The organism is Microvirga subterranea (genome assembly GCF_003350535.1).
GTDB lineage: Bacteria > Pseudomonadota > Alphaproteobacteria > Rhizobiales > Beijerinckiaceae > Microvirga > Microvirga subterranea.
Map to the genome: position 1 here is coordinate 60,181 of NZ_QQBB01000013.1, position 26,521 is coordinate 86,701.

The following is a 26,521-nucleotide window of genomic DNA, read 5'->3' on the forward strand; positions in this document are numbered from 1 at the left end:
TCGACAGTGTAGGATCTTGCGGTGTCCACTCAGCGGCTTTCGGATTTACGTGACTATTATGCTCTCCTTGCGGTGCTCTCGGAGCGAATCGGAGGGCCACGCAGGCTACGGGATTGTTCTGGGCGCATGGACTGGCCCAACCGCGGGGTCTACTTTTTCATGGAGGACGGCGAAACTCGCTCAGACAGTGGCAGCGGCCCGCGGATTGTGCGCGTGGGCACCCACGCGCTCACAGACAGTTCCTGCACGAAGCTTTGGGTGCGCCTGCGCCAGCACCGGGGTCAAGGCAAGAGCGGCGGCGGCAATCACCGTGGATCCATCTTTAGGCTGATCGTCGGCGCCGCGCTAATGGCACGTTATGGCCATGACTTTCCAACGTGGGGGCAAGGCAACAATGCCCCTGCCGACGTGCGCTTGGGCGAGATCACCCTTGAGCGTGAAGTCAGCAAAGTGATTGGTGCCATGCCATTCCTTTGCCTAGCTATCGAGGATGAGGCCAGCCCAAGAAGTCTGCGAGGCTATATTGAGCGAAACTCGATTGCGCTTCTCAGCAATTTCGAGAAGGGGCCGCTTGATCCGCCGAGTGCAGGCTGGCTCGGACATTCCTGCAACCGCGAGCGGGTTCGGACGTCGGGATTGTGGAACCAGAACCATGTGGATGAAGTCTACGACCCGGCCTTTCTCGGCCGCCTTGAGGCGCTGGTTTCAAACACGGAGCAGGCCGCGTGATCGTCGTGATTCAATGCGCAGGAAGCAAACGACCTGATGCCGGAACGTTGCGAACAAAGGGCGGACAGCCAGTCTTGTTTGTCGCTCGTCCAGAGAAGGCTCCGCTGGCAGATGCCTGTGTCTTCGCTCACCCTGATGATCTTGTTGATGACGGTCTCACATGGAGGGAGACCCTTCTGGCCTATAATCAGAATCCAAGCAGTAACCCTCTCGGATTGCTCCCCGCATACGAGCTCTACAGGAACGAGATCTACCGTGTGCTCGTGAAGCGATATGGCGTTGAGAACACCTACATCCTGTCAGCCGGATGGGGATTGCTCAATGCGGCGTTCCTGACACCGAGCTACGACATTACCTTCAGTGCGGCAGCCGAGGGTTTCGTTCGGCGACGCAAAGGGGATGCTTACCGAGATCTCTGTCATTTGCCTGACGACCGAGACGAGCCCATCGTGTTTTTCGGCGGCAAGGAGTACGTCTCGCTGTTTGCTTCTCTGACCCGCTCCGTAAGAGTCAAGAAACTGGTGTTCTATAATTCTCAGCAGGCTCCCGAAGCTGAAGGCTGTATGCTGCAAAGATTTCAGACACGGACCAGAACCAATTGGCACTATGAGTGTGCCGCTGCCTTCGTCCGTCATGAACTAACAGCTGTCTATGACACAACCGATAGTGGCGGTAGACAATGAGCACGGGCGCAATCCCGGATCGTCGGTTGAGTGAGGCATTCGATAGCGAGACGGTTCTTCAGAGCAATGAAGTACAGTGAAGCATTTACCGCGTTAGGGTATCGTCTCGAAAACCCGCGGCAGGACTGGAGTGCAGTGAACGCAAGCGGCGTTTGCATATCCCTGTGGCGCTGCGAGATTGCCTTTAGCGCCGGAAAGCCATGGATCGATACGCGGCTGCATTGTGGGCCAGAGGCAATGTGGCACGATCTTCCCGGCAACAAAAAGCGCATACGGCACCTCATGATGGCTGCCACCGAATATAGTGGCCACATCGACGTGGTAATCGTCGATGGCAAGCCCGGCCACGGTGTTGATGATGCTGCCCCTTGGGAGTCGAGCAGGCGCAAAGGTGCGCGGTGGCGTATCACCGACTTCGACCAGAGCACAGGTCACTTCAGGGCCGCCGTTGACGCCAGATAGGCGCTCCATGGCCTTGATCTGAATGGCCCTACGCTTCAACCTAAAGGATATGATGCCAAGGAGCATTTCGGTTTGTAGAAGCTGAAGACTCGCCCGAGCACAAGCCAAGCATGACCGGATCTCCTGTTGTTTTCTTCTCCCGGTGCCGCCCTCAGGGCGCGGATCCCATCGACATTGTGCTCAAGGAGAAGCGGATATTCATCGGCTACCCGGTGTGGCGTGCCGGTAAGCCATATCAAAAGGGGTGCGTGCGGGACAGCATCGTTGATGTGACCTGCCCTCATGATCAGTGGCTCCTTGAAATGGAGCGTCAGCCGCGAAAGGAGCGACGATTTTACAATCAGAATAGAAACTTTGTTGCAAAGATTGCTTTAGGGTCCATTGCGCTCGTGCCGCGCCCTTCGCTTGGTGTCATTTTCGCCGGACGAGTGGTAGATGCGTTTGAGTTGGTTGATGATCCGTCGTGGGCTCAAGACTATCTTGATTTACGGGTGAAGGCAGGCCTATCGATCCAAGACCATCCGGGGCGCAGTCATGTCGGCGATGTGGTGCAGGGTTGGCGTGTGGATCGGTTCCGACCTGTTCCGGTGCCCGCAATACCAGCCTGGATTAGAAAATCACTCTTTGGACGCTCGACGTTCGGGCAGGTTCATGCGCCGGGCGTTCTCGATCTTGACCCTTACAGGACACTCGACAAACTGATCGATCAGCCGGACCGGGTATCCTATAAGTGGACTCTGGATCGTCACGAGATTGAACGCCGTCTCTTATCTGATGTGACCCCATCTTCGTTTGAGCACCTGTGCGTGGCGCTTCTGCAGCTTGAACACCCCGATGAGATGTGGATGCATGTCGGGGGCTCGGGAGATGGAGGTGTTGACGGCCTCGGCTCCGATGCAACCGGCAACGTTACTGGTCTGCTTCAATGCAAGTGGGCTTATTGGAATGAGACGCTTAGTTTTGAGACACATTGGGCCTCCCCTCCAACTAACTCGTACCGGCGTATCGTCACCTGCCTTCTGCACCCCACCCCTTTGCGCGAGGAAAGCGGGGTCGAGTTTTGGTCGCGTGGCCACATTGCCTCCCTCGTTCTTAAACATGCAAAGCTTCTTCCGATGGCTCTATCAATGCGGATTGGAAGTGGCTAAGGCACCCATGACCGACTCCGGCTGGGAAAGGAGTTGGTGAGCAGATATGGCTGTGACGACGAGCGAACCAACAGATCTGGGCGACGAACAGCCGAAGATCATATTTGGTCGGCGAGAGGCCCAGTGGGAGCCTCTGGCCGAGGGTACGATCCTGATCGTTCCGTCGGATGACGATTGGAACGATTTTGCATACAGAACGCGGGTCGATATACTAATCCGTCTGTTGGGGGAAACTCGCACATTCAGGGTGGACGGATTCCTAGGGTTTTTGGGCGCTGCCTCAAACCGGTCCAACGGATCGAACCGCCTGATAGAGCTCTTAGACGAGTCGGACCAACTAACAATCGTTGCAACAGAGGCGCATAAATACTTCACTATGCTACCGAGCATGGAGGCCTATCGACGCGTTGTTCAAGCGTTTGGTGTCGAACGAGCCGGAAAAGCACTGACGGCAATGAACGATCTCGTTGCTCTTAATGAGTTTCGCACAAAGTCAAACTTAGCCGATGCTGCTGCGCAGACGAGCGCCTTTTCGCTGTCGTTTGTGCGAAATGCAGACACGTATTTCGCGTACAAGAACGCAGGTCCCATACTGCACGGGAGCGAGTACGAAGAGTTCGGAAAGATGTCCAACTCGCTCCGGGTTGAGTTTCGCTTGGAAGGGCGGTCGAGCGAACACGAGCTTCATTTCCGGTTCGATCATGACGCAGATCTTCCAAAGCGCATCGCCGTGGTAATCGGTAAGAACGGCGTTGGCAAAAGCCAAACACTCGGTCGGATTGTTCGGGCTGCCCTAAGTGGTAACAGTTCGTTATCAGATGGCGAAACGGGAGAGCGTCCTCTCCTCAATCGTATCCTCGCATTTGCGCCGACGAATGAGACGGATACCGTGTTTCCAAGTCATCGCCGCAAGAGGTCCTCGATTTGGTATCGGCAATTTTCACTGAACCGCTCCCGCCGATCCAGCAAGAACAATGGCGCTGCCGACCTAGTGATACAGGTGGCTCGGTCCAACGAGAGTATTGGCGAGTCATCGCGGTGGGCAATCTTCCTCAGCGCCCTTCGGGCGATTGATAGCTGGGAGCAGATTTGCCTGCCAGTCAGGCGTCCCAAGAAAGACTATATTCCCATTATTCTCTTGAACCGCGGCAATGAAATGAGTGTTCTTGAGATGTATGCCGCGGTAGACACGCGTAGTGAGCCAGTTCGTGTGATAAACGGCATTGGATATCCACTAAGCAGTGGCGAAATCTCGTTCCTCAAGTTTGCCGCACAGGCGAGCCTCCATATAGAGAACGGCTCGCTGTTGCTCCTAGACGAACCTGAGACCCATCTTCATCCAAACTTCATCAGTCAGTTCGTCTCTTTGCTCGATAATCTGCTGGCGCAGACAGGGTCGGCTGCCATCATCGCTACCCACTCTGTCTACTTTGTTCGAGAGGTATTTCGAGAGCAGGTGACGGTGCTCCGTGCCGATAGTGAAGGTTATGTACATGCATCGCATCCGACCTTGAGGACATTCGGTGCCGATGTCGGAGCGATCTCATACTTTGTGTTTGGCGAAGATGAGCCGTCCCGTCTTGCGGCAGAAGTGGAGCGACGGCTGATTCAAAGAGAGAGCGGCTGGAAGAGCATCTATGAAAAGTATAAGGACGAGCTCTCGCTGGAGGTGCTGAACTCGCTTCGTGACGCCGTAGACGCAGGAACTCGGCAATGAACAAAGTTCCAGCGCCGACCTTTGACGATGCTGCTGCACTTCGAGCTCTGGCTAACAACCGCAGGGTAGGAAGTTACCCGCATCTTCAGAGCGCCGTTGCCGCGATAGAGCAGGGATACTCGCAATACGTGACAGCAGGAGGAGACGCGTTCTCAGTTCAGAAGGTTGCAGTCAGTGATGATGTCAGAACATACTTGAGGAACCACTACAAGGATCCCCCGCGGGACCTTGAGCACATCACCGAGTTGCGGTCAGCATCGGAGCATCTATGCTGCCCGATGTGTGGGTCCATGCACAGTGGTACTCTCGACCATATGCTTCCGAAGAACACTTACGGCGAGTTTGCGGTCTTCTCCCTTAACCTCGTGCCTGCGTGCAAGTGCAACAGCAAGCGACAAGAGACCGTGACAGGTGCCAGTCCCGGTGAACGGGTACTGCACCCGTATTTCGACAATTGCCTGTCAGAACGATTGATCGCCGCCTGCTTTGAGGATCTCGGCCTAGTTCCGCGAATTGGCGTGCGTCTGATTGTGCCAAGTCATCACAGTCACTTCAACGCCATACGCTTTCATGTTCGCTCAATTGTTGAGCGGACTGCGATAAAAAACCACCTTATCCGAAGCTGGAGCAATCTCTGTCGTAAGCCTAGCCTCATGGTGCGGGCGCTCGCTCGCAACCCAGTTAGTGTCCTTGAATTGAAGGCAACGCTCGTTGAGGAACTGAGTTTGCTTGACGATCAGCACGGGAGCAAGAACAACTGGGCGTCAGTTTTCGTAGCAGGGTTGCTTGATGATGACGTATGCTACTGGCTTTTCCAGCGGTTAAACGCACCGGGCCGAGCGCCAGATGCACCGCTGATCTATTGATGCGGGGCTTAGAGCGGGGTTCAGGAGCCGCTATCGCGTAGTACTGAGATTATGCGTGTTGCCCAAAAGGCAACTGTGGGCGTTCAATTGAGCATCCGTGACGGTCGTGACCGATGCGGGCCATAGTTTTACTTCTGAGTTTAGCTGAGACATTCGCAGTGCCGCAAAAAGGGGCATCAACCCAGATATGACGTGACATACACCGCCTGAGTAACGTCACCTCGAGGTATACCGAAATGCTGCGCTTATGCTCCTTGACGTGTAAACCTTATTCGCTGGTGAGCGGTGCGAGTACGTTGGCCTTCATGGCTGATCAAGAAATACGCAGAGTCGAGCATTCTGTCAGACGTATAAATTGCACCCAATGTGCCCTATCGCAACAATCTCCCCAGAACTGTGTTGGTGCTTGGTTACGAGAGACCACTTCAGAGTGTGCTCAGCACAGAGCTCCGTTTGGTTCTCAGGAAGCTTGGCGTCCATTTCAGTCTTAAGCTTCGCAGTAATTGCTTTTATATTGCTGTTGCGAACATAGTTAATCAGAAGGCCTTGCCCTTCTCTACCTGTTGTGTATCGACCGAGGAGCTGGCCAATACCCTTGATGTGGTAACTTGGGCCTGCGTAAATTTTTGCTTCTCCCAGTTTGATTCTGCTGGGATTGCAGTGATCGGCTTCAATAGTCAAATCAACATGCCCGTTTGAATTCGTTTCCTGAGTTACAGTTAAGCCTGGAATCGTCAGCGCCCCGGCAAGGGCACCAGACAAACCTTCCTCTTTCAATTCGGCGAAGTTCACTTTGTTCTTTTCGAGATGGTGTACTGCTTTCTCTAGTACAACACTGAAAGCACTCTCGAACTCCTCTTCGGTCTCGGCAGTGAGTAAGTCTAGGTAAGCTGGAGCCTTCCTCTTCAATCTTTCGATAAGTGAGGCGACACTATTGCACTCCTCCATCATTGAGTTACCCCATTGTCATAATAGGGGCTCCACTTCACCAATATGCTGTTGGCCCATGCTCGCCAAGCATCATCGCTCATTGTTCTATCTTTCCACCATGCTCGAAGATGTTTGACTACTTCATCTTTCGGAACCGGGGCAGCTCCATTCTCGGCGTTTGCCAAATACTCCATTTTGAGGATCTGCGACGCGGGACGCGAGAGCAATGCTAAGACAGCTAAAACGTCACCAGCTTCTGCCGATGCTTCGCTCGCTATCACGTCAACCTGGCTTAAGGTTATTGACGCGTCCTTTTGTTCCTCAATCGCATTCCATACGGCTTGATTGATGTCCCTCCACTTCGCGTCAGCGCCAAAATTTCGGGAGACATAGGACTCAGAGCGACTTACAAAGGCTGCTAAAGGTAGGTCATGATCCGGGTGCTCGCCCACCTCCATCAATTCCCTTGCCACGACGGTGTCATACAGTCCGAAATGGGTTAAGCCTTCGTGGCTTTCGATGCCCGTATAGCGGAGTGAGGCGTCCTCATAGCGACGGAAGGCGAATACGGCTTGGTTCATCCGCTCTGTGTTGAACACCTTCAGGCGCACCAAGAGGTGGAAGTCGCTGACCGTTAGTCCAGTGACAGTATGGAACAGTTCCGGTTCCAATTTTGTAATAACGTCCTGTAACGTATTTTCTCGGAAGTCGGTCAGATACATAAAGGCTGGAATGCGAGTGGCAAATTTTATTAGCTTTTCCTGAATCTGCTTGCGTTTTGATTTATATTCTCTTTCAGCCTCGCTTAGCTCCTTTTTCTCTTTTTCTGTTAGGAGGCCGCCTTTTTGCTTATTCTTGAGCTCTTTAACCTTATCATTCTTGTTGATGATCGTTTCGATGATGTTATCGCCTAGCGTGCGCCAGCCTTCGATACGTTCAACTGCAGCCATTGCCTCGGCATTGTCGAGAATGCGACGTAGGGTGTCGTTGTCCACGTTTACTAGAAGCGCAGATTCCCATTTGCGGGCGAGCAGCGTGCCCGAGGTGCCTGCCATCGCAATGTCGAGGATGCCGCCAGCATCAATTTGCGTCATGTTTGCGCCGTCATAGGCGAGTACGGGCAAGAACGAGACAAGCTCTTTGACGGCATTCTCCGGGTTTGCCTCGCCGGGGGATAGACCGATGCCGTAGTCAGACAACTGCCGAAGCGCCCGCGTCGGAGCGAAGTCGAATACAAAACAGATGGGTTTCAGCACCTCCTCCTCGTTCGGATTATCGCCGTTGGGGTTCTTGATTGACCACGGCGACTGCACCCGAAACGCAGCCTGAAAATAGGTCTCAGGCGATTTGAGGTTGCGAAGCATGAGGATTGAGGACCACTGCGGAATGGTCACGCCTGTGGTAAGCTTCCCGCAGGATAAGGTGATTGTTTTGGTGTCGAACCCGCTGCCGATAGCTGACCGGACGGGCGGCACCGCATCAAGGCCAATGCCTGCCGCTGATCCGGCGGCCAAAATAACCTTGTAGCCATGCCAGAAGATGTTGTGCTTCTCCTCCAGCAGGTTCGCCATAGCATGACAGGCTGCAACATTAGGCAAGAACCAGAACGAGTGTTGGAGGTAAGGCAGCAGGCGGGCATCCGAATAGGGAAATGGCGGGCGGCTTCCGGTTCTCAGGCTATCAACCGCTTGCGGTGCATAGGAGCCACGGATGATTTCCAGCCATTTCTGAACATCGGTTTTGTGCTTGAACGTAGCCTGCGCACCTGTGCCGGTGGCCGCAAAAAACTCGTTTAAATCGAACTCGTCGAACTCCCCGGCACTGGCAATCGCAAGCAACTCGTCGGGCATTTGATATGTGAGCAGGCGCATCTGGGGGAGTGCGCCATAGGGGTTACGCTGGCCCGGATTATTGGCGGCAAATTCTGCCTTGGCGCGCTGTTCATCGGTATAGGTCCAGTTGAAGATTTGCTCTTCGATGAACTCGCCGTTGGCTAACGCCTTGAATGGTGTGCCCGAAAGGTAGAGATAAGCGCGTGTAGTGATCGGCAGGAAGATCGCCTCGTTCGCTGAGATTTCGCCGAGATCTTCGTTCACCTCATCCAATCCAGAATCGTACTCCAGCTTGGCTTCCCGCTTGGCCTCATCCTCACCCTCGAACAACTCCTTGGCCGTGTCGCGCCAAGCGCCGAAATGATATTCATCGAAAACCACAAGATCCCAATCGACGGCGTGAAGCCACTCGTTCTGGGGTTTGATCGCCCCGGTCGCCTTGTCACGCCCGAGAAGATCTTGGAAGGAGCCGAAATAGACAACCGGCTTTCCCTTTTCGATCTGACTAGGATCCCGACCAGAATTGCGGGAGAGATACTGCCACCCGTCAAAGTCCACATGGGATTCAAGGTCCGTTTGCCATGCATCCTCTACCGCAGGCTTGAAGGTCACCACCAGAACCCGCTTGGCTCCAAGTTTCTTGGCAAGCTGGTAAGTGGTGAAGGTTTTGCCGAAACGCATCTTTGCGTTCCAAAGGAAGCGTGGGACGGCCTGTGCATCCTCTTTCCAAATTGAATGGAAATAGGCATAGGTCTTGTCCACGGCCTCTGCCTGTTCCCGGCGGGGCGGGAAGGTTTCGTGGTGCGTGCCGGTAACCTTCTGGCCAGTGCGAAGTTCGGTAATCACCGTTCGGACATCCGCAACCTTGCATTGCATCCATTCCAGGATCGGATTAGCGAAGCCCTTCTTGATCAGAGCCGCGCGAACCGCGTGATCAGTGATCGTTGTGCCGTCATTCCGCACGGCGGATTCGTCGAGTTCAATCCGGAACGGGATGGCTGCAGTCTTCACCTGCTCGGCGATGCGTTGCTTCACGTCACGCGTTGTCTGCCCGATTTTTAGGAGTCCCTCATGCGTCTTACTCTCAATCGAATAGGCGTAGATGCGCGGGTTGGCTTCCGGCCTCGGGATGAGGATTTCCTCAATGGTGGGCTTATTCATCGTCGGCTTGACCGTCATTATGCGCCGCGACCTGTGACTCGATAAAGGCAATCTCGTCTCGGGTTAGCTCGTATCGCTCGTAGAGCTTGGAATCCGTCCATGGCTGATCTAGCGGCAAATCTGGCACAAATGCATAGACGTCGCGCGTGGCGTGCTGTGTCACCTTTCGCAACGATACCAGAAATCGCACAAAGCGCGTCCGTAGGTAGCTGGCATAGTTCTTTGCGGATTCTTCATCGGAGAAGTGACCTGCGACAAGGTATGTCTCAGTGCAGGCGGTGCCCGGTCCGGCGATGATCGGCTTGCTGAGGAATTTGGTTTCGACGGCTGCACTGGTTCCCTGCACGGCGGTCATCAGCACCTTCCACTCGTCAATCCAGTCAGGGTTAACAGTGATTTCTGTGCGTTCCACCCAAGAGACCCGCTGGTTCGCAAATAGCCTTACAGGTGATAGCAGTCCACGAGGCGATGTCTGGCCTTTGAAGTTAGTGGCGAAACCAAATGGTTTACGACTAGAGATGCGGACATCGAGGGTCGGCTCGCGCCTTATTCTGACTTTTTCAAGAATCGGAACTGCCTCGTTACGGCGTACAAGCACATCGTATGCGTCAAGGTAGCGTGACACCGGCGATCCGGTTGGCTCGCCGTCCCAGATCGTTTGCACTTCGCATGGTCCTTGATAGTCGCGATCCCAAAGAAAATAGGAAATACCGCCGCGGATTTTCACACCCGGAAAGGCCTCATAGAGCTTGGGAAAATCCACGATACTGCGCAGGCGCTTATCGGACAGCATCCGCTCCCGGAACTTGTCGAGTCCCTTGCCGCCAGTCATCCACCGAGAGGGCGTCACAAACACGGCGTATTGCGGCTCAAGAGCTAAGCCTTGTTCCACGAATAGTTGATAGATCGGTGCGGCGCTGGTGCCGAAGCCGCCATCATCCAATTGATACGGCGGGTTTCCAATGATCACATCAAATTGCATGTTGCCTCCAAACATCTTGGCAACTTGAGCCTTGATATCGTCGGTGTGGATAAACGCATAGGCGTGGGTCTCCAATGACTCGCCCCGATCAAGCCCTTCCTTGCTGGCCCCGCAAAAGGTGCACTTACCGTTGCGCCATGAATGCTCGGTGCGCTCGAACCATATATTGCCATCATCGCTAGCAAAGCTCTTGGCGATGGAGTGCTCGCCAGTTGCGTGTTTGGAACAATAGAGGCTGCGGCGTGCAAGCAGGCTGGTAAGTCGGGTGATCCCAATACCAAATAGCTGCCGAGTTAGGATATGATCGACGCGAGTTTGGAGGTCAGGAAACTCTCCTTCCAAACCCTTTAACAGGCGAGTGGCGATCTCCCGCAGGAAAACGCCCGACTTCGTGCAAGGATCAAGAAACCGTGCCGAGCTGTCCGCCCAGAGGTTCGCGCCGCCATTTCGTGTGGCCCACGCCTCGGCTACCGTATCCAGCATCTGGTTGGCGAATTCCGGCGGGGTGAACACCTCGTCGTTGGACAGGTTGGCGATGCAGGTCAGCACATCCGGATTGCGGCCTCGAAGCGCAAAACTTGCCTGATGGTTCATTCCGCATCCCCCGAAGCCTCACCCAGAGACGCGCCAGCCAGATCGCGGACTGTCATGGGTGGGTATGCAGTGGTTGGTGTAAAGATTTCATGCTTGCCAAGATGGGCGAACAGTGATCCCTCCGCGCTGAAGCTCGCCATGCCGGTCAGCACATCAAGGCGGAAGTCACGCCGCTGGAACTTGCCCTTTCCGAGATAGCCCCACTCTACCACGCTGACCGGCTCACCATCCATGTCGCGCATCGTCATTGCGTCACCATGCACGAGATTAAGCGACAGCACATAGGCGGCGGCGCGATAGAATTCGTCCGTCTCTTCCAGACTCAGATAATCAGCGAATACCTCCAGCATGTTGGCACGGCATTCAGTGATGTTGTCCGCCAGAAGTTCGATCCCGTAGGTACACATCAGCGACAGTAGAGCATAGTGTCGTTTCTCGAAGTCGGATTTGCCGAACTTCAGCTCCACGGCGGCAAGCTTGCGTTGCAGTATCGGCACGAGAAAGTTCCCGCTCCCGCAGGCAGGCTCTAGAAAGCGCGAGTCAATTCGCTCGGTCTCCCCCTTCACGAGGTCGAGCATCTTTTCGACCAACCATGGGGGCGTGAACACCTCCCCGTGATCGGCAACGCGTTTCTTCGACTTGATCAGGTTCATTGGCTTTTGTTGAATCACTCGCGGGGGATTGTCCAGCGGGGCAACGGATGTCGCGCAACCTATCCCTTGTGGGCCGTCTAACGGAATGCTCTCATGCGAAGTTAGCCTTTTCCCGATTAGCAGCATGTGGTCTGTCCGATAGAAGCTTTTTTGGTATCTTAGAAAGAGTCTATTAAGCCCTAAACCTGCCGTCTAGCTTCCATGTTAGGACTGCCGAGCTAGCCGGGTGGTGATGAGTACGGTTATGAAACAAGATAACTAAAACGAGAAGAGCTGCCCTTCAACCTTCCTGAAGGTGTTTCGTAGGAGGCCTTCGGAGCCGACGATTCAATTCAGCAAGCGCCAAGGAGCGAGCCGAGCGGAGGCGCGGGATTCAGCTTTTGCCCTCGGTGGGGCGCTCTCCTTGGAGGCATTCGATAAATTTTATGAGGAAGTGAGAAGGGGCGAACCGAGTTGCTCATAACAAGCAGCCGCCCTTAGTGGGCTCTTCGCTGCTGACTCTTCGGGAGAAGAATGGTCGGAGTGGCAGGATTTGAACCTGCGACCCCCACGTCCCGAACGTGGTGCGCTACCAGACTGCGCTACACTCCGACTGCTCTTGGGCTAACATAGCTCAGCGGCTTGTAGCAAGTGTCAGTTGCTCGGGCTCCAGTCCCCAACACTGACAAACATCGCATGCGCCTGGAATTGCATTGCGCCGTTCCTTCAAGAGAGTGTAGGCGAGACGTTTGTTCTTAAGGGATGCTCCGTTGCTCCGCACCCGGTCGCAGCCATGTGAAATCCATCTCTCGCAGTAAAGTCACGCGCAATAGCGGTCCTCATATTGAGGGTCCGTTTGGGATGTCGCCAGCGTGAGGACTGAAACCGAAGTGGGATCCATATGCGAGCTCATGAGACAGGCTCAGGCTAATAAATTGCCCCATTCTGATTCTAACTGCGACCTCCGCATTGTCGCGCAAAAGGGCTTAAAGCAAATCAGAAGGGTGGTTATACGAGCGGCCTCCACCTTGCTAGCTCCCTTCGTCTAGCGGTTTAGGACGTCGCCCCCTCACGGCGAAAACAGGGGTTCGGGCCCCGTCGACCGCGCCAATTTAGCCGGAGTAGACATGTTCGTGCTGCCGGTCGGTTGCTCCTAAATCTCTGCGCTCTTGCAGGTACAACCCACGGCAAGCTGGCCCTGTGGCGGTCGATTGATGATGCGCCATATGCCTTGCTCGATATTGAAGAATGGCCGCTTATGCTCGGACCTATCTGAACTTGTTTGGAAAGCAGAGACACGTGCTCCGAAAAGTCGGGCGGAATAAAAACCCCATCCAAGCGCATTATTAAGCGGGCAAGTGCTCAATAGAGACTGACTTAAATTTTAGTCGAGGCTTCAAATGCGGCGAAGATTACAATTGAGGAAGTCAGACTATCAAGCGCCGCGTACGGGAAGGGTAGGTGTCATGACCACCCATCCCTCGCGCCCTGAGCCCTTCATCCATAAAGATCCAATGAATGCTGAGGCAGGCCCGCGAAAAATGTGGGCTAAAGTGAGGGGCAGAGAAGCTGTAATTCGGCTAAACTATTGTGCCTGCACAACATTTAGAGGAAATTTGGCGGAGAGGGGGAGATTCGAACTCCCGATACGGTTGCCCGTATGCCGCATTTCGAGTGCGGTGCATTCAACCACTCTGCCACCTCTCCGGAGGGCGAAGGCGTTCAAGCCCCGCTGGTTGAGGCCGGGTGGATATCATGCGATTTGCCGCTCTTCAAGCGCTTCCTGTCAGGTTTTTTATTGACAGGGCAAGGTTCGTTCCGTAGAGAGACTGCCTCTATGCGTGGGCCCCTGCGTCCGCGCATTTTCATTGCGGCGGCCCTCAGGCTGTCGTGAACCGAAGCCGGAAACTGCCAAGAAGTCGACCCTGCGGGTCTCCTGCAGAGAGTCGGGTTTGAACACGAGGATCAAGATGTTCGCAGTGATCAAGACCGGCGGCAAGCAGTATCGCGTTGCCGCTGAAGACGTCATCACCGTCGCCACGCTCGCAGGCGAGCCTGGCTCGACCGTCACGTTCGACCAGGTTCTCATGGTCACGAACGACAACGGCACCCAGGTGGGCGCGCCCCTCGTCGAGGGCGTCACCGTGACGGGCGAGGTGGTGGAGCACACCCGCGGCGAGAAGGTCATCGCCTTCAAGAAGCGCCGCCGCCAGAATTCGCGCCGCAAGCGCGGGCATCGCCAGGACTACACCGTCGTGCGGATCACCGAGATCCTCGCCGGCGGCGCGAAGCCCAAGAAGGCTGCGGCCAAGAAGACCACCAAGGCTGCGGCGGACGACGCTGCGCCGGCCGAAACCGCCGCTGAGTAAGCGGTCGAGGCAACTGACAGGAACACGGGAGTACACCCATGGCTCACAAAAAAGCAGGCGGCTCGTCTCGTAACGGTCGCGATTCCGCAGGCCGTCGTCTGGGCGTCAAGAAGTTCGGCGATCAACAGGTCGTAGCCGGCAACATCATCATTCGTCAGCGCGGCACGAAATGGCATGCGGGCGCCAACGTCGGCATGGGCAAAGACCATACCCTCTTTGCCACGACCGATGGACGCGTCCGATTCCTTACGAAGCAGGGCCGAGCTTTCGTATCGGTCGTTCCGGCCCAAGAGGCCGCAGAGTAAACGGCGAGAGCGAAACGAAGGAGCTCCCGCCGGCATCACACCGACCCGGCGGATCAAAGCTCCAAACGGCCCCAAAAAGGCCAAGCTCCAGATCCGAAATCGACAGGGGAGGTGGGATGTCCACCTCCCCTTCGTCATTTCCGGGCCGAAGAGAAAGGGCCCAACCGGATCGGAGCAGGACTATGTTTCCCGACCTCACCCGTGACGATGTGTTCCGCCTTGAGACCCGCCGCCTGTGGCTGCGCTGGCCCCGCCTTGCGGACGTTCAAGCCATCGTACGCCTCGCCGGTGAGAAAGCCGTCGCGGAGATGACGGCCCGGATTCCGCATCCGTATCCGCCGGAACATGCCGAGCGATTTATCTTCCAGGCCAGGCGGTCCAACGCGGACGGCAATGGGCTCACCCTCGCCATCACGCCGAAGGGCAAGCCCAACAGCCTCATCGGCGTGGTGGGAATCAGCGCCAGCCCCGATACCGGCAGGCCCAGCCTCGGCTACTGGCTCGGCACCCCCTCCTGGGGGCAGGGCTTCGCCACCGAGGCGTCCCGGGCACTGATCGATGCCTTCTTCGCCTATGGGGAGGAGGACGAACTGACTGCCGCCGCCCGGGTCATCAACCCGACCTCGCGGCGGGTGCTGGAGAAGTGCGGCTTCGCCTATCAGGGCTCCGGCCTCTCCGAGCTTCCGGCCCGGGGCGGCTACTACCCGGCCGACCATTTCCGCCTCGATCGGCGGGCGTGGGAGAGCCTGAAGACCTGGGGACACACGGGCCTCGTGAGGGAGCCTGCGCCGGTCGAGGCCGGCCAGGAGCTTACCCTCGTTCACTGAAAGCCAGGCGCTCCCGATCCTTCTCGGGAGCGCTTGCTCACGGTCCCGCGTTGCCCTCACACGATCGATGCAGACGGTGCATTTTTTAACCGCGCAGCCGGATCGGCTTTTGCGAAAAATGCTCCAGTCCCGTAAAGGATGCGGGTTATGAAATTTCTGGACCAAGCCAAGATCTATATCCGCTCCGGCAATGGCGGCGGCGGCGCCGTGTCGTTCCGTCGTGAGAAGTTCATCGAGTTCGGTGGACCCGACGGGGGCGACGGCGGCCGCGGCGGCGACGTGTGGGCGGAGTGCGTGGAGGGGCTCAACACCCTCATCGACTACCGTTACCAGCAGCACTTCAAGGCCAAGACCGGCGGCCACGGCATGGGCAAGAACCGGGCTGGCGCCAAGGGCGCCGACGTGGTCCTGAAGGTCCCGGCCGGCACCGAGATCCTGGAGGAGGACGGCGAGACCGTCATCGCCGACATGACCCATGTGGGCCAGCGTGTGCTGCTCGCGAAGGGCGGCAACGGCGGCTTCGGCAACGCCTATTTCACCACCTCGACCAACCGCGCCCCCCGCCGGGCAAATCCTGGCCAGGAGGGGCAGGAGCGCACGATCATCCTGCGCCTCAAGCTCATTGCGGATGCGGGGCTCGTGGGGCTGCCCAACGCCGGCAAGTCGACCTTCCTGGCGACCGTCACGGCCGCCAAGCCCAAGATCGCGGACTACCCCTTCACGACGCTCCATCCGGGGCTCGGCGTGGTGCGCATCTTCAACCGGGAATTCGTCCTCGCGGACATCCCTGGGCTGATCGAGGGCGCCTCGGAAGGCGTCGGTCTGGGCGACCGGTTCCTGAGCCATGTGGAGCGCTGCCGCGTGCTGCTGCACCTGGTCGAGGGCACGAGCGAGGATGCCGGCAAGGCCTACGAGACCGTCCGCAACGAGATCGAAGCCTATGGCCAGGGCCTCGCCGAGAAGCCGGAGATCGTCGCTCTGTCCAAGGCCGATGCCCTAGACGAGGAGACGATGCGGGAGCAGGTGGCGAGGCTGAAGGAGGCCTGCGGAAAGACGCCCTACGTCATGTCGTCGGCTGCCAACCAGGGCGTTCAGGAGGTCCTGCAGGCCCTCCTTTCGGTCATCGACGAAGCCAAGGCCGAGGAGGAGACCGCCGCGACCGCGCAGGACGAGTGGCGCCCATGAGCCCCGAGATCGGCCAGTTCCGCCGGATCGTCCTGAAGGTCGGCTCGTCCCTGCTGGTGGATCGGGCCCGCGGACGGCTGAATCATGCCTGGCTCGCCGCGCTCGCCGAGGATGTGGCCGATCTCCATGCCCGCGGCGCCGATGTGCTGATCGTGTCCTCCGGGGCCATCGCCATGGGGCGCACGGTCCTCGGACTGCCGAGCGGGCCGCTGAAGCTCGAGGAAAGCCAGGCGGCCGCGGCCGTCGGGCAGATCGCGCTCGCGCGAACATGGTCGGAAGTGCTGGCGCATCATGCCATAACGGCGGGCCAGATCCTCGTGACCCTGTCCGACACCGAGGAGCGGAGGCGCTATCTCAATGCCCGCGCCACGACCCTGAAGCTCCTCGAGCTTCGCGCCGTGCCGGTCGTCAACGAGAACGACACGGTCGCAACCTCCGAGATCCGCTATGGCGACAATGACCGGCTGGCGGCGCGCGTCGCCACCATGATCGGGGCCGACCTGCTGGTCCTGTTCTCCGACATCGACGGGCTGTACACGGCCCCTCCGACGTCCGATCCGGACGCGGAGTTGATCCCGGTGGTGGAGCGCATCACGCCCGCCATCGAGGCCATGGCTGGCGGAGCGGCGTCCGAGCTCTCCCGCGGCGGCATGCGCACGAAGGTCGAGGCGGCCAAGATCGCGACCGCCGGTGGCACCCACATGATCATCGCCGACGGTCGCGCCAAGAATCCCTTGAGGCGGGTCGCCGAGGGCGGGCGCTGCACCTGGTTCCTGACGCCGTCGAATCCTGCGACCGCGCGCAAGACCTGGATCGCCGGCGCGCTGGAACCGCGGGGCACCCTCTACGTGGACGAAGGCGCGGCGCGCGCGCTCCAGGGAGGCGCGAGCCTCCTGCCGGTCGGGGTGCGCCGGGTCGAGGGCAGCTTTGCCCGAGGCGACGCGGTCACGATCCGGGACGACCAGCGCATCCTCGGGCGCGGCCTCGTGGCCTATGACGCGGACGACGCCGCGCGCATCATCGGGCGGCCCAGCCGCGAGATCGAGGCCATCCTCGGCTATCCCGGACGCGCCGAGATGGTGCACCGGGATGACATGGCCCTAGCCGACCGAACCGTCAGCCCGGCATCCCTGTCAGCGTGAGCAGCCTTCTGGCGTCGCCGGGCGCGGCGCTTTTGATGTCGTTGTCGAAATAGACGTATGCGTCGCGCTGCTCCTGGCGCCAGCCGGCGACGCGCCGCGACCAATCCTGCAGGGTTTGCGTGCTGTAGCTTCCCGCATAGCGTCCGTTCGTGCCGTGGGCCCGGACATAGACGAAGTCGGCGGTCGTCACCCATGGAGCGGGGGCGTCGGCATGATCGGAGATGCAGAGCGCCGCGTTGTGGTCTCGCAGCAGGCCGAGGGCTGCCTCGTCGTACCAGCTCGGGTGGCGAAACTCGAAGGCATAGCGGTGCCCGGCCGGCACGAGGTCGAGGCACCGGGCCACCCGCTCCCGCGTCTCGGGATCGGCCCTGAACGTCGGAGGAAGCTGGAACAGCACCGGCCCGAACGCTTCCCCAAGCCCCGCCATCCGGCCGAACACGAGGGCGATGCTGTCCTCGACGTCCTTGAGGCGCTTCATGTGGGTGATGAAGCGGGAGACCTTCCAGGCGAAGACGAAGCCCTCCGGCGCGGCCTCCCGCCAGGCTCGGACTGCGTTCTCCGTCGGCAGGCGGTAGAACGAGTTGTTGATCTCGGCCGTGTCGAACTGCGTGACGTAATAGGCGAGAAAGTCCTTGATCCTGATGCTCGCCGGATAGAAGGGGCCGTGCCAGGATCTGTAGTGCCAGCCCGAGGTTCCAATCTGGATTTCCGGTGCTTTTGGGCGAATTTGCTGCCCGGACGCCCAGGAGCGGGTTGTCTCGGGGGATGCCAGGCATGCTATGGACGTTTCGTGATGGGTTTGCCCCTGGAACTTGGACATGGATGACACTCGCGCCTTGAGCGGAACCTCGCTCACCGACAATCTCAACGCGGCACATGCGGCCCCGGTTGAGGGCCCGAGTGTCCCGGTCCTCATGGCCGACCTCGGGCGCCGCGCCCGCAAGGCGGCGCGCCGCGTGGCGCTTGCGAGCCCGGAAGAGAAGAATGCGGCCCTGAACGCCATGGCGGCCAGCATCCGGGCGCATGCGGGCACGATCCTGGCGGCCAATGCCGAGGATCTCGCGGAGGCCAGGGCGAAGGGGCAGACGCCCGCCTTCATCGACCGCCTGACCCTCGATTCCGAGCGGCTGGAGGGCATCGCGGCCGCGGTGGAGAGCATCGCCGGGCTGCCCGATCCGGTCGGCCGCGTGCTCGCGAGCTTCGAGCGGCCCAACGGCCTGCTGATCGAGCGGGTTGCGACCCCGCTCGGCGTGATCGGGGTCATCTTCGAGAGTCGCCCCAACGTCACGGCGGATGCGGGCGCGCTCTGCCTGAAGGCCGGCAACGCTGCCATCCTGCGCACGGGCTCCGAGAGCTTCCGCACCTCCCAGGCGATCGCCGACGCCATGGGCGAAGGGCTTCGCCAGGCCGGCCTGCCGGCCGATGCCGTCGCCCTCGTGCCGACCCGCGACCGCGCCGCCGTCGGGGCCATGCTGTCGGGCCTCGAGGGCAATCTCGACGTCATCGTCCCCCGCGGGGGCAAGAGCCTCGTGGCGCGGGTGCAGGAGGAGGCGAGGGTGCCCGTTTTCGCTCACCTGGAGGGCATCTGCCACGTCTTCGTCCACGAGAGGGCGGATCTCGACATGGCCAGGCGCATCGTCCTCAACGCCAAGATGCGCCGCACCGGAATCTGCGGCTCGGCCGAGACGCTGCTCGTCGACCGCGCCTGCGCCGCCACCCACCTGAAGCCGCTCGTTTCGATGCTGCTCGACGCCGGCTGCGCCGTGCGGGGCGACGAGGCCGTTCAGGCCGTCGATCCCCGCGTCACGCCGGCCACCGAGGAGGACTGGCGGACGGAATATCTCGACGCGATCATCTCGGCTCGGGTCGTCGACGGGCTGGAGGAAGCGGTCGCCCATATCGAGGCTTTCGGCTCCCATCATACCGACTCCATCGTGACGGACGACGCCGCTGCGGCGGAGCGGTTCATGGCCGAGGTCGATTCGGCCGTCGTGCTGCACAATGCCTCGACCCAATTCGCGGATGGCGGGGAGTTCGGCTTCGGGGCCGAGATCGGCATCGCCACCGGGCGGATGCATGCGCGCGGTCCTGTCGGCGTCGAGCAACTGACCTCGTTCAAGTATCGCGTGCGCGGTTCGGGCCAGACGCGTCCGTGAAGCCTGCGCCGTCCCGCTTCCGCCTGGGGGCCTCGGGCCTCGCCCGTCTGCCGCGGATCGCACCGGGCATGCGGATCGGGCTCTATGGGGGCTCCTTCAATCCGGCCCATGCGGGGCACCGGCACGTGAGCCTCATGGCGCTCAGGCGTCTGGGCCTGGACCGCATCTGGTGGATCGTCACGCCTGGCAACCCCCTGAAGGATGTCGGCGAACTGGCGCCGATGCCGCTGCGGGTCGCGGAAGCCCGGCAGGTCGCCCGCCATCCCCGGATCGATGTCACCACCTTCGAGGAGGACATCCGGGCCCGGTACTCGGTCGATACCCTGGCCTATCTCATGCGACGGTACCCGGGTGTCCGGTTCGTCTGGATCATGGGGGCGGACAGCCTCGCGGGCTTCCACCGCTGGCGCGGGTGGCGCCGGATCGCCCGGATGATGCCCTTCGCGGTCGTCGATCGCCCCGGCTGGGGGCTCAAGGCGCTGAATTCCCGCGCCGCCCGGGACCTGTCGGCGTGGCGAATCAGCGAGGCGGCGGCTCCGGCCCTGGCCGGAATGGAGCCGCCGGCCTGGGTGTTCCTGCACGGACCCTTGTCCTCCTTATCATCCACGGCGATTCGGAGGATGCGACGAACTTCTCCCTCGGGGGGACGTTGAAATAACGTGCCGTCCGACCTTATCTTAGGGTTGCGGCGCAACAAGTCGCGCTGAGTGAAAGGGTCTGAACCTGAATCGACTGAATTCGCTTGAGGCGGAACATCATCCGCTTCCCCCTCTCTCCGGAGCGGATGCTCCGCACGATGAGGATATCCGGGCCGTCGCCCTGGCCTCCCTCGAGGACATGAAGGCCGAAAACACGGTCGAGATCGACCTGGCCGGCAAGACCTCGCTTGCAGACACCATGATCGTAACGTCGGGCCGCTCCCACCGCCATGTGGGCGCCATCGCCGACCGCGTTGTCAAGGACCTCAAGGATAAGGGGTTCGGGAATGCGCGCGTCGAGGGCCTGCCGGCCTGCGATTGGGTGCTGATCGACGCCGGTGACGTGCTCGTACACATTTTCCGTCCCGAGGTCCGTGGTTTCTATAACCTCGAGAAGATGTGGGGCGCCGACCGTCCGCAGGATCGTGCCAGCTAGAGCATGATCCGGGCAAGTGGTATCCGGTTGCCCGACCAAGATCATGCGACCTAGAAGATCGAAGGCTGACTGAATTGCGACTGAGCTTGCTGGCCGTGGGCCGTCTCAAGAGCGGCCCCGAGCGGGAGCTGGTCGAACGATACAGGCAGCGGATCGAAGGCATGGGTCGTGCCCTCGGCATGGCCGGGCTCGACATCGTGGAATTGCCCGAGAGCCGGGCTCGCCGCGAGGACGACCGGCGGGCGGAAGAAGCTGCGGCCCTTCTGGACAAGGCGGGCTCGTCCGTGCTCGTGATCTTCGACGAGCGCGGCAAGAGTCCTGCTAGCGAGGCCTTCGCGGACCGGATCCGCCAGTGGCGCGACGAAGGCCGCGCAGGATTGGCCTGCGTGATCGGTGGGCCGGACGGGCTCGATCCCAAGATCCGCCAAAGGGCCGACCTCGTCGTTTCCTTCGGGGCGTTGACGATGCCGCACCAGATTGTGCGGGCGCTCGTGGCCGAACAGCTCTACAGGGCCCTGACAATCATCTCCGGTCACCCTTATCATCGCGCCGGACACGATGATTCCTGACGGATGGCCTGCTTCAACCTCCCCCCGACCTGCAGGGCCCTCGGCCTTGCCGCATGGATGACCTCTCTCGCTCTGGGCTTCGCGCAGGCCCAGCAGCCCGCGCCTGCCGCCGGACAGCCTGCCTCTCAGCCGGGGGGCGAGACCGCCGAGCAGAAGGCGCAGCGGGAGCGGGACCTCAAGGTCCTCGAGGAGGCCATGGCGGCCAGTGCGGAAGCCAAGAAGCGCCTGGAAGCCGAGATCGGCGAAATCAAGACGGACCGGGCCAAGCTCAATACGGCTCTGATCGAGACCGCGGAAAGGGTCCGCGGGACGGAGGATCGCATCCGCGGCCTGGAGCAGCGGCTCCAGACCCTGACCTCCAGCGAATCCGCCATTCGCCGCTCGCTCGAGAGCCGGCGCGGGGTCATCGTCGAGGTTTTCGCCGCGCTCCAGCGGATGGGGCGTCGTCCGCCGCCCGCCGTCCTGGTGCGCCCGGAGGACATGCTCGAGGCCGTCCGGGCCTCCATCATGCTGGGAGCCGTCCTGCCCGAGCTCCGGGCCGAGGCCGAGACCCTTGCGACGGATCTGGCGGAACTGGTCCGCCTCAAGAACGCGATCACGGCCGATCGAACGACCTTGGGCAAGGAGCTTGCCGCCCTGACGGGCGAGCAGGACCGCCTCTCCGCCCTCATGAGCGCCCGCCAGGGACGCATGGCGGAGGTCGAGCGGACTATCGGCTCCGAGAGCCAGAAGGCGGCGGAGCTCGCCCGGCAGGCAGGGACTCTCAAAGAGTTGATCGACCGGATGGAAAAGGAGATCGCGGGAGCCCAGAAGGCCGCCGAGGAGGCCAGGAAGGCCGCGGAGGCCCAGGAGCGTGAGGCCAAGGAGCGCTTTGCCCAGGCCGCCTTCCGCGACCCGGCCCGCCTGGCGCCGAAGATCCCGTTCTCGGAGGCCAAGGGCCTCCTGCCCCAGCCCGTCAGCGGCGAAACGGTCCTGGGTTTCGGAGCTTCGGACAGCTATGGCGGAACGACGCGCGGCATTTCGATCAGGACCCGCCAGAAGGCAACCGTCGTATCACCGGCCGACGGATGGGTCGCCTTCGCCGGGCCCTTCCGGTCCTATGGCCGACTCTTGATCATCAATGCGGGCGGAGGCTATTATGTTCTTCTGGCCGGTATGGACCAAATCAGCGTCGATGTCGGGCAATTTGTTCTCGCTGGAGAACCCGTCGCATCCATGGGAGAGACATCTCCCGTATCTTTGATGGGCGGTGCCATAGAAAAGAACAATCCCGTCCTCTATGTTGAGTTCAGGAAAGACGGCGGTTCGATCGATCCAGGTCCATGGTGGGCGAAATCGCAAAGCGAAAAGGTTCGCGGATAATGCGCAAACTGTCCCTTTTAATTCTTGGTGCGGCCATCGGAGCAGGCAGCGCGACGGTCATGTCGCAGACGAACCTGCTGTCCAGCACGAGCGCGATTGCCGCGTCGGCCGATACCTATCGGCAACTCAGCCTTTTCGGCGACGTCTTTGAGAAAATCCGGACGGATTACGTCGAGAAGCCCGAGGAATCCAAGCTCGTCGAGGCCGCCATCAACGGCATGCTGACCTCTCTCGACCCGCACTCGAGCTACATGGACGCCAAGAGCTTCCGCGACATGCAGGTGCAGACCCGCGGCGAGTTCGGCGGCCTCGGCATCGAGGTCACCATGGAGGATGGTCTCGTCAAGGTGGTGGCTCCCATCGACGACACCCCGGCCTCCCGCGCCGGCGTCCTGGCCAACGACGTCATCACCCAGATCGACGGCGAATCCGTCCAGGGCCTCAACCTGAACCAGGCCGTCGACAAGATGCGCGGTCCGGTCAACTCGTCCGTCACCCTGAAGATCCAGCGCAAGGAAGCAAAGGATCCGATCGAGGTGAAGCTGACCCGCGAGACCATCAAGGTCCGTCCGGTTCGGGCCCGCGTGGAGGGCGACATCGGCGTCCTTCGCGTCACCCAGTTCAACGAGCAGACCTATGACGGCCTGCGGAGCGGCATCGAGAAGCTCACCAGCGACATCGGCGCCGACAAGCTTGCCGGCTTCGTGATCGACCTGCGCAACAATCCGGGCGGCCTGCTCGATCAGGCGATCATGGTGTCCGATGCCTTCCTGGACCGCGGCGAGATCGTCTCGACCCGCAGCCGCAATGCCGAGGATACGCAGCGCTTCAACGCCAAGGCGGGCGACCTGACCAAGGGCAAGCCGCTCGTGGTTCTCGTCAACGGCGGCTCGGCCTCCGCATCCGAGATCGTGGCCGGCGCTCTGCAGGACCACAAGCGGGCGACGGTTCTTGGAACCCGCTCGTTCGGCAAGGGCTCCGTGCAGACGATCATTCCGCTCGGCGGCAACGGCGCCGTGCGCCTGACCACGGCGCGCTACTACACGCCGTCCGGCCGTTCGATCCAGGCCAAGGGCATCGATCCGGACGTCGAGGTCATGCAGGACATTCCGGACGAGCTGAAGGGCAAGGACGAGACCAAGGGCGAAGCCGGTCTGCGCGGCCACCTTCAGAACGGTGGCGACAAGGAAGAGCGTGGCGGCTCCTCGGCCTACGTGCCGCCGGATCCGACCAAGGACAAGCAGCTCATCGCCGCCTATGACCTGCTCCATGGCGTGCGCAAGGGCGCCAGCAACAATACGGGCGTGCCGAACTGATCTAGTTCAGCCACGGCTCGCGGACGCAACCGAAGGCCTGACGGCGGATGCCGTCGGGCCTTCTTTCGTTCTGGTTCGATAAAACGTACGGAAGAGCTTGTCTGAGACTCGCGGAGACGGCACTCTCGCGGATGCTTCGGAACCATCGGTGCGCTGTCGGCGATGACACTCGGAGATCGGCATCACATGGTTTCAACGCTTGAAGGAGGTCGTTGTCGATGAGAGGCGGGAAAGCATCACCGAACAGAAAAGACCTGCCTTACCGCTCCTGCGTCGGGGTGATGCTTCTCAATCGCGATGGCCTCGTGTTCGTCGGGCGCCGCCGTTCCGAGTCCGGCAGCGAGCATGTGGCGGACGGCTATGCCTGGCAGATGCCGCAGGGCGGGATCGATCCCGGGGAGGATCCGTATCAGGCCGCTCTGCGCGAGCTTTATGAGGAGACCAGCGTGCGCTCCGTCAGCCTGCTGGCGGAGGCTCCCGACTGGTATACCTATGACCTTCCGGCCATGGTGGCCGGCCGTGCCTGGCGCGGGCGCTACCGTGGCCAGATCCAGAAATGGTTCGCCTTCCGCTTCGAGGGCAATGACAGCGAGATCGACATCATCCATCCCGGCGGCGGGCACCACAGGCCGGAATTCGACGAGTGGCGCTGGGAGGAGATGCGTCGCCTGCCGGAGCTGATCATCCCCTTCAAGCGCCCGGTCTACGAGAACGTGGTTTCAGCCTTCTCCCACCTTGCCGGTGCTGCCGCGCAGAGCTGATCGAGGCTTTCAGGAACCCTCCCTCGCCGCGATCGGTTGGTCGCGCAGCAAGGAGGCGCCCATGGCCCAGACTCTTCGGGACCTTCTCAAGCAGGTGGAGAACCTTCCACCCGATACCCGCGTCTGCGTCGCAGAAATCGATGAGGCCTTTGCGGCGAATATTGTGCAGGTCGAGGTCGTCGAGGGCGCGCGTATCCAGAGCCGGGTGGCTGATGGCATAGAGGCGGTCGAGCTGGCCAACGGAAGCGAGCGGGTGGTGGTGATCCGCTGGTAAGTTTCAGGTGCTCCATCGATGCATTTGCAAGGCTGCGCTTGCAACGAAATCCAGCCTCCCAGATTGATCCAGCAATCGCCTCCCGCAATGCAGGCCATATGAGGCGGTGGCCGCTGGTTTCGGACAGGATCTCACGATGACCCAGAACAATCCCGGGACGCGCCAAAACCCCGACGGGATTCCGCAGGAAGGACATGGCGGATCGAACAAGCGCGGCACCCAGCACAGCCAAGGCAAGGACGGCAATGGTGCTCAGAAGCGCGAGCAGGAGAAGAAGTCATGAGCAGCAATGGCAACCGCTCTCAACCCAACCAGACCCGCGTCGCCGGGCACCAGCCGCAGGCAGCCGGACGCGACGGCGGTCGTATCGAGACTGGTGTCAGTCATCAGGAAGACCGCGAACACAACAAGCACAATCATTCGGGCCAGAGTGGTCACAAGCCCCAGCACCATACTCCGGATCAGGAGAAGCGCTGACGACGTTGAAGGATGCCGGCCCGCTGTTTCCGGGCCGACATCATTGTTCGCCGATAACAAAGAAGGCGCCCTGAATAATCAGGGCGCCTTTGATCGCAGCGTCAGATGACGAAGAAGTCGGCGTGGGTCATCTTGAGGTTCTTGCCGATCGTGGCGAAAGCCACGGCCTCCCCATGCCCCGATCCGTCTGCATCGTAGTAAAGAATGCCCTTCGCCTTGTCGTAGATGACGTGATCGTTGGCGTCCTTGGCCTTCTCACCGATAGTGAAGAAGTCCTTGCTCAATGCGCCCGGTGCGCTGCGCGATCCACCGCCGAGCTTATTGAAGACTCCATTGTCGAGATAAATCGAGTCCTGCTGCGGATTGAAGCCAGCGATATGGTCGACGTTGGTTGGCCCCGGCCTTGCGTTGAATGAGAAGATGTCGGCTCCTGCTCCGCCATACAAGTAATCGTTGCCAATCCCACCGTTCAGGTAGTCGTTGCCTTTCTCGCCCTTCAGATGATCATTGCCGTTGCCGCCAGATAGATTGTCGTCTCCATCATTGCCGAGGATAGTATCCTTTCCGGCATATCCATAGATCTTGTCGTTGCCTGCTGTCCCTGCGAGTGAATCGCCTGCGCTTCCACCTTTCAGGACTTTGCCCGGATCGGTCCCAGCGGTCGTCCCGTTTGGTGTAGAAGTTGCTGTTGGTCCAGCCTGCGTGGTTCCACTGAACGTCGGTGTGCCGTGGTTTGCGGCGGTTGCGGACGAGCCGTAGGAGAGGTCCAGTCCCTTGACGTTGTAGGCGATGGTCTCGCCGCCGGCCGGGGAGGAGCGGTAGATGCCCATGTTCCAGTGGGTGGTGCTCTGGTCGGTGTAGCCGACCGCGCCGGAGTAGTTGACCACCTGCTGGCCGTCGAGCCAGAC

Annotated in this window: 27 protein-coding genes and 2 tRNA genes; 20 read left to right on the forward strand and 9 right to left on the reverse strand. The window is 60.1% G+C overall.

Annotated features, from left to right (window positions below; all coding sequences use genetic code 11):
• Window positions 1-21: 21 nt before the first annotated feature.
• Both DES45_RS22055 and DES45_RS22060 read left to right on the forward strand, forming a co-directional pair.
• Entirely contained in the window at window positions 22-729 is a 708-nt protein-coding gene (locus tag DES45_RS22055; protein WP_114772660.1) for a GIY-YIG domain-containing protein, read from the forward strand.
• On the forward strand, window positions 726-1,412 hold the full coding sequence (locus DES45_RS22060; protein ID WP_114772662.1) for a hypothetical protein: 687 nt from the start codon (window positions 726-728) through the stop codon (window positions 1,410-1,412). The genes DES45_RS22055 and DES45_RS22060 overlap by 4 nt, the downstream gene beginning before the upstream one ends.
• Before the next feature lie 93 nt (window positions 1,413-1,505).
• Here the strand turns inward: DES45_RS22060 and DES45_RS24865 are convergent, their stop codons facing one another.
• A complete protein-coding gene (locus tag DES45_RS24865) occupies window positions 1,506-1,883 on the reverse strand; it encodes a hypothetical protein (protein ID WP_147282472.1) in 378 nt (125 codons plus the stop codon).
• A 101-nt stretch (window positions 1,884-1,984) separates the two neighbouring features.
• Here DES45_RS24865 and DES45_RS22070 point away from each other — a divergent pair, with 101 nt between their 5' ends.
• Genes DES45_RS22070 through DES45_RS24870 form a run of 3 tightly spaced genes read left to right on the forward strand, consistent with a single transcriptional unit; the run spans window position 1,985 to window position 5,605 of the window.
• Complete coding sequence (locus tag DES45_RS22070; RefSeq protein ID WP_114772666.1) at window positions 1,985-3,022, forward strand: restriction endonuclease; 1,038 nt, start codon at window positions 1,985-1,987, stop codon at window positions 3,020-3,022.
• A 46-nt stretch (window positions 3,023-3,068) separates the two neighbouring features.
• Window positions 3,069-4,739, forward strand: coding sequence for an AAA family ATPase (locus tag DES45_RS22075; RefSeq protein ID WP_114772668.1), 1,671 nt, complete (start codon window positions 3,069-3,071; stop codon window positions 4,737-4,739).
• Window positions 4,736-5,605 carry a hypothetical protein gene (locus DES45_RS24870; protein ID WP_147282473.1) on the forward strand — a complete coding sequence of 290 codons (870 nt, stop codon included), beginning with the start codon at window positions 4,736-4,738 and terminating at the stop codon, window positions 5,603-5,605. Before DES45_RS22075 ends, DES45_RS24870 begins: the two co-directional genes overlap by 4 nt.
• Window positions 5,606-5,947: 342 nt before the next feature.
• Here DES45_RS24870 and DES45_RS22080 read toward each other — a convergent pair whose 3' ends face one another.
• From DES45_RS22080 to DES45_RS22105, 6 genes are all read right to left on the reverse strand, one after another.
• Window positions 5,948-6,556, reverse strand: coding sequence for a hypothetical protein (locus DES45_RS22080; protein WP_114772670.1), 609 nt, complete (start codon window positions 6,554-6,556; stop codon window positions 5,948-5,950).
• Window positions 6,553-9,528 (reverse strand): GIY-YIG nuclease family protein, encoded by a 2,976-nt coding sequence (locus DES45_RS22085; protein WP_210210256.1) that lies wholly within the window; start codon window positions 9,526-9,528, stop codon window positions 6,553-6,555. Before DES45_RS22085 ends, DES45_RS22080 begins: the two co-directional genes overlap by 4 nt.
• Window positions 9,521-11,104, reverse strand: coding sequence for an Eco57I restriction-modification methylase domain-containing protein (locus DES45_RS22090; protein WP_114772672.1), 1,584 nt, complete (start codon window positions 11,102-11,104; stop codon window positions 9,521-9,523). The genes DES45_RS22085 and DES45_RS22090 overlap by 8 nt, the downstream gene beginning before the upstream one ends.
• A complete protein-coding gene (locus tag DES45_RS22095; protein WP_114772674.1) occupies window positions 11,101-11,757 on the reverse strand; it encodes an N-6 DNA methylase in 657 nt (218 codons plus the stop codon). Before DES45_RS22095 ends, DES45_RS22090 begins: the two co-directional genes overlap by 4 nt.
• A 514-nt stretch (window positions 11,758-12,271) precedes the next feature.
• Window positions 12,272-12,348 (reverse strand) — tRNA-Pro (locus DES45_RS22100).
• Window positions 12,349-13,353: 1,005 nt separating this feature from the next.
• Window positions 13,354-13,443: transfer RNA gene (locus DES45_RS22105), tRNA-Ser, on the reverse strand.
• A gap of 263 nt (window positions 13,444-13,706) precedes the next feature.
• On the opposite strand from DES45_RS22105, the gene rplU reads away from it, so the two are divergent.
• From rplU to proB, 5 genes are all read left to right on the forward strand, one after another.
• Window positions 13,707-14,105: a 50S ribosomal protein L21 gene (gene rplU / locus DES45_RS22110; protein ID WP_114772676.1), complete on the forward strand. Its 399-nt coding sequence runs from the start codon at window positions 13,707-13,709 to the stop codon at window positions 14,103-14,105.
• A gap of 38 nt (window positions 14,106-14,143) precedes the next feature.
• Window positions 14,144-14,410, forward strand: a complete 267-nt coding sequence (gene rpmA, locus DES45_RS22115; RefSeq protein WP_114772678.1) for a 50S ribosomal protein L27 — start codon at window positions 14,144-14,146, stop codon at window positions 14,408-14,410.
• Between the two features lie 182 nt (window positions 14,411-14,592).
• Window positions 14,593-15,237 carry a GNAT family N-acetyltransferase gene (locus tag DES45_RS22120; RefSeq protein WP_114772680.1) on the forward strand — a complete coding sequence of 215 codons (645 nt, stop codon included), beginning with the start codon at window positions 14,593-14,595 and terminating at the stop codon, window positions 15,235-15,237.
• A gap of 147 nt (window positions 15,238-15,384) precedes the next feature.
• Window positions 15,385-16,422, forward strand: coding sequence for a GTPase ObgE (gene obgE, locus DES45_RS22125; RefSeq protein ID WP_114772682.1), 1,038 nt, complete (start codon window positions 15,385-15,387; stop codon window positions 16,420-16,422).
• Complete coding sequence (proB, locus tag DES45_RS22130) at window positions 16,419-17,564, forward strand: glutamate 5-kinase (protein WP_114772683.1); 1,146 nt, start codon at window positions 16,419-16,421, stop codon at window positions 17,562-17,564. Before obgE ends, proB begins: the two co-directional genes overlap by 4 nt.
• Here the strand turns inward: proB and DES45_RS22135 are convergent.
• Window positions 17,539-18,384 carry a DUF72 domain-containing protein gene (locus DES45_RS22135; RefSeq protein ID WP_114772686.1) on the reverse strand — a complete coding sequence of 282 codons (846 nt, stop codon included), beginning with the start codon at window positions 18,382-18,384 and terminating at the stop codon, window positions 17,539-17,541. The genes proB and DES45_RS22135 overlap by 26 nt on opposite strands.
• 94 nt (window positions 18,385-18,478) lie before the next feature.
• Between DES45_RS22135 and DES45_RS22140 the strand changes: the two genes are divergently transcribed.
• From DES45_RS22140 to DES45_RS24875, 10 genes are all read left to right on the forward strand, one after another.
• Window positions 18,479-19,720, forward strand: coding sequence for a glutamate-5-semialdehyde dehydrogenase (locus tag DES45_RS22140; protein ID WP_245571836.1), 1,242 nt, complete (start codon window positions 18,479-18,481; stop codon window positions 19,718-19,720).
• Window positions 19,717-20,373, forward strand: coding sequence for a nicotinate-nucleotide adenylyltransferase (locus tag DES45_RS22145; RefSeq protein WP_114772690.1), 657 nt, complete (start codon window positions 19,717-19,719; stop codon window positions 20,371-20,373). Before DES45_RS22140 ends, DES45_RS22145 begins: the two co-directional genes overlap by 4 nt.
• Before the next feature lie 151 nt (window positions 20,374-20,524).
• A complete protein-coding gene (gene rsfS, locus DES45_RS22150; RefSeq protein WP_245571837.1) occupies window positions 20,525-20,854 on the forward strand; it encodes a ribosome silencing factor in 330 nt (109 codons plus the stop codon).
• Window positions 20,855-20,928: 74 nt separating this feature from the next.
• Window positions 20,929-21,423: a 23S rRNA (pseudouridine(1915)-N(3))-methyltransferase RlmH gene (rlmH, locus tag DES45_RS22155; RefSeq protein ID WP_114772694.1), complete on the forward strand. Its 495-nt coding sequence runs from the start codon at window positions 20,929-20,931 to the stop codon at window positions 21,421-21,423.
• Between the two features lie 57 nt (window positions 21,424-21,480).
• Window positions 21,481-22,785, forward strand: a complete 1,305-nt coding sequence (locus DES45_RS22160; RefSeq protein WP_114772710.1) for a murein hydrolase activator EnvC family protein — start codon at window positions 21,481-21,483, stop codon at window positions 22,783-22,785.
• Window positions 22,785-24,101: a S41 family peptidase gene (locus DES45_RS22165; protein ID WP_114772696.1), complete on the forward strand. Its 1,317-nt coding sequence runs from the start codon at window positions 22,785-22,787 to the stop codon at window positions 24,099-24,101. The genes DES45_RS22160 and DES45_RS22165 overlap by 1 nt, the downstream gene beginning before the upstream one ends.
• A gap of 218 nt (window positions 24,102-24,319) precedes the next feature.
• The gene (locus DES45_RS22170) at window positions 24,320-24,862 is read left to right on the forward strand and encodes an RNA pyrophosphohydrolase (RefSeq protein ID WP_114772698.1); all 543 of its coding nucleotides are present in this window, start codon (window positions 24,320-24,322) and stop codon (window positions 24,860-24,862) included.
• A 61-nt stretch (window positions 24,863-24,923) separates the two neighbouring features.
• Window positions 24,924-25,136, forward strand: coding sequence for a sugar phosphorylase (locus DES45_RS22175; protein WP_114772699.1), 213 nt, complete (start codon window positions 24,924-24,926; stop codon window positions 25,134-25,136).
• A gap of 136 nt (window positions 25,137-25,272) precedes the next feature.
• Window positions 25,273-25,419, forward strand: coding sequence for a hypothetical protein (locus DES45_RS25290; RefSeq protein WP_170151601.1), 147 nt, complete (start codon window positions 25,273-25,275; stop codon window positions 25,417-25,419).
• On the forward strand, window positions 25,416-25,613 hold the full coding sequence (locus DES45_RS24875; RefSeq protein WP_147282474.1) for a hypothetical protein: 198 nt from the start codon (window positions 25,416-25,418) through the stop codon (window positions 25,611-25,613). Before DES45_RS25290 ends, DES45_RS24875 begins: the two co-directional genes overlap by 4 nt.
• 101 nt (window positions 25,614-25,714) lie before the next feature.
• Here the strand turns inward: DES45_RS24875 and DES45_RS26170 are convergent.
• A partial coding sequence (locus tag DES45_RS26170) for a calcium-binding protein (protein ID WP_147282475.1) occupies window positions 25,715-26,521 on the reverse strand: 807 nt, incomplete at its 5' end.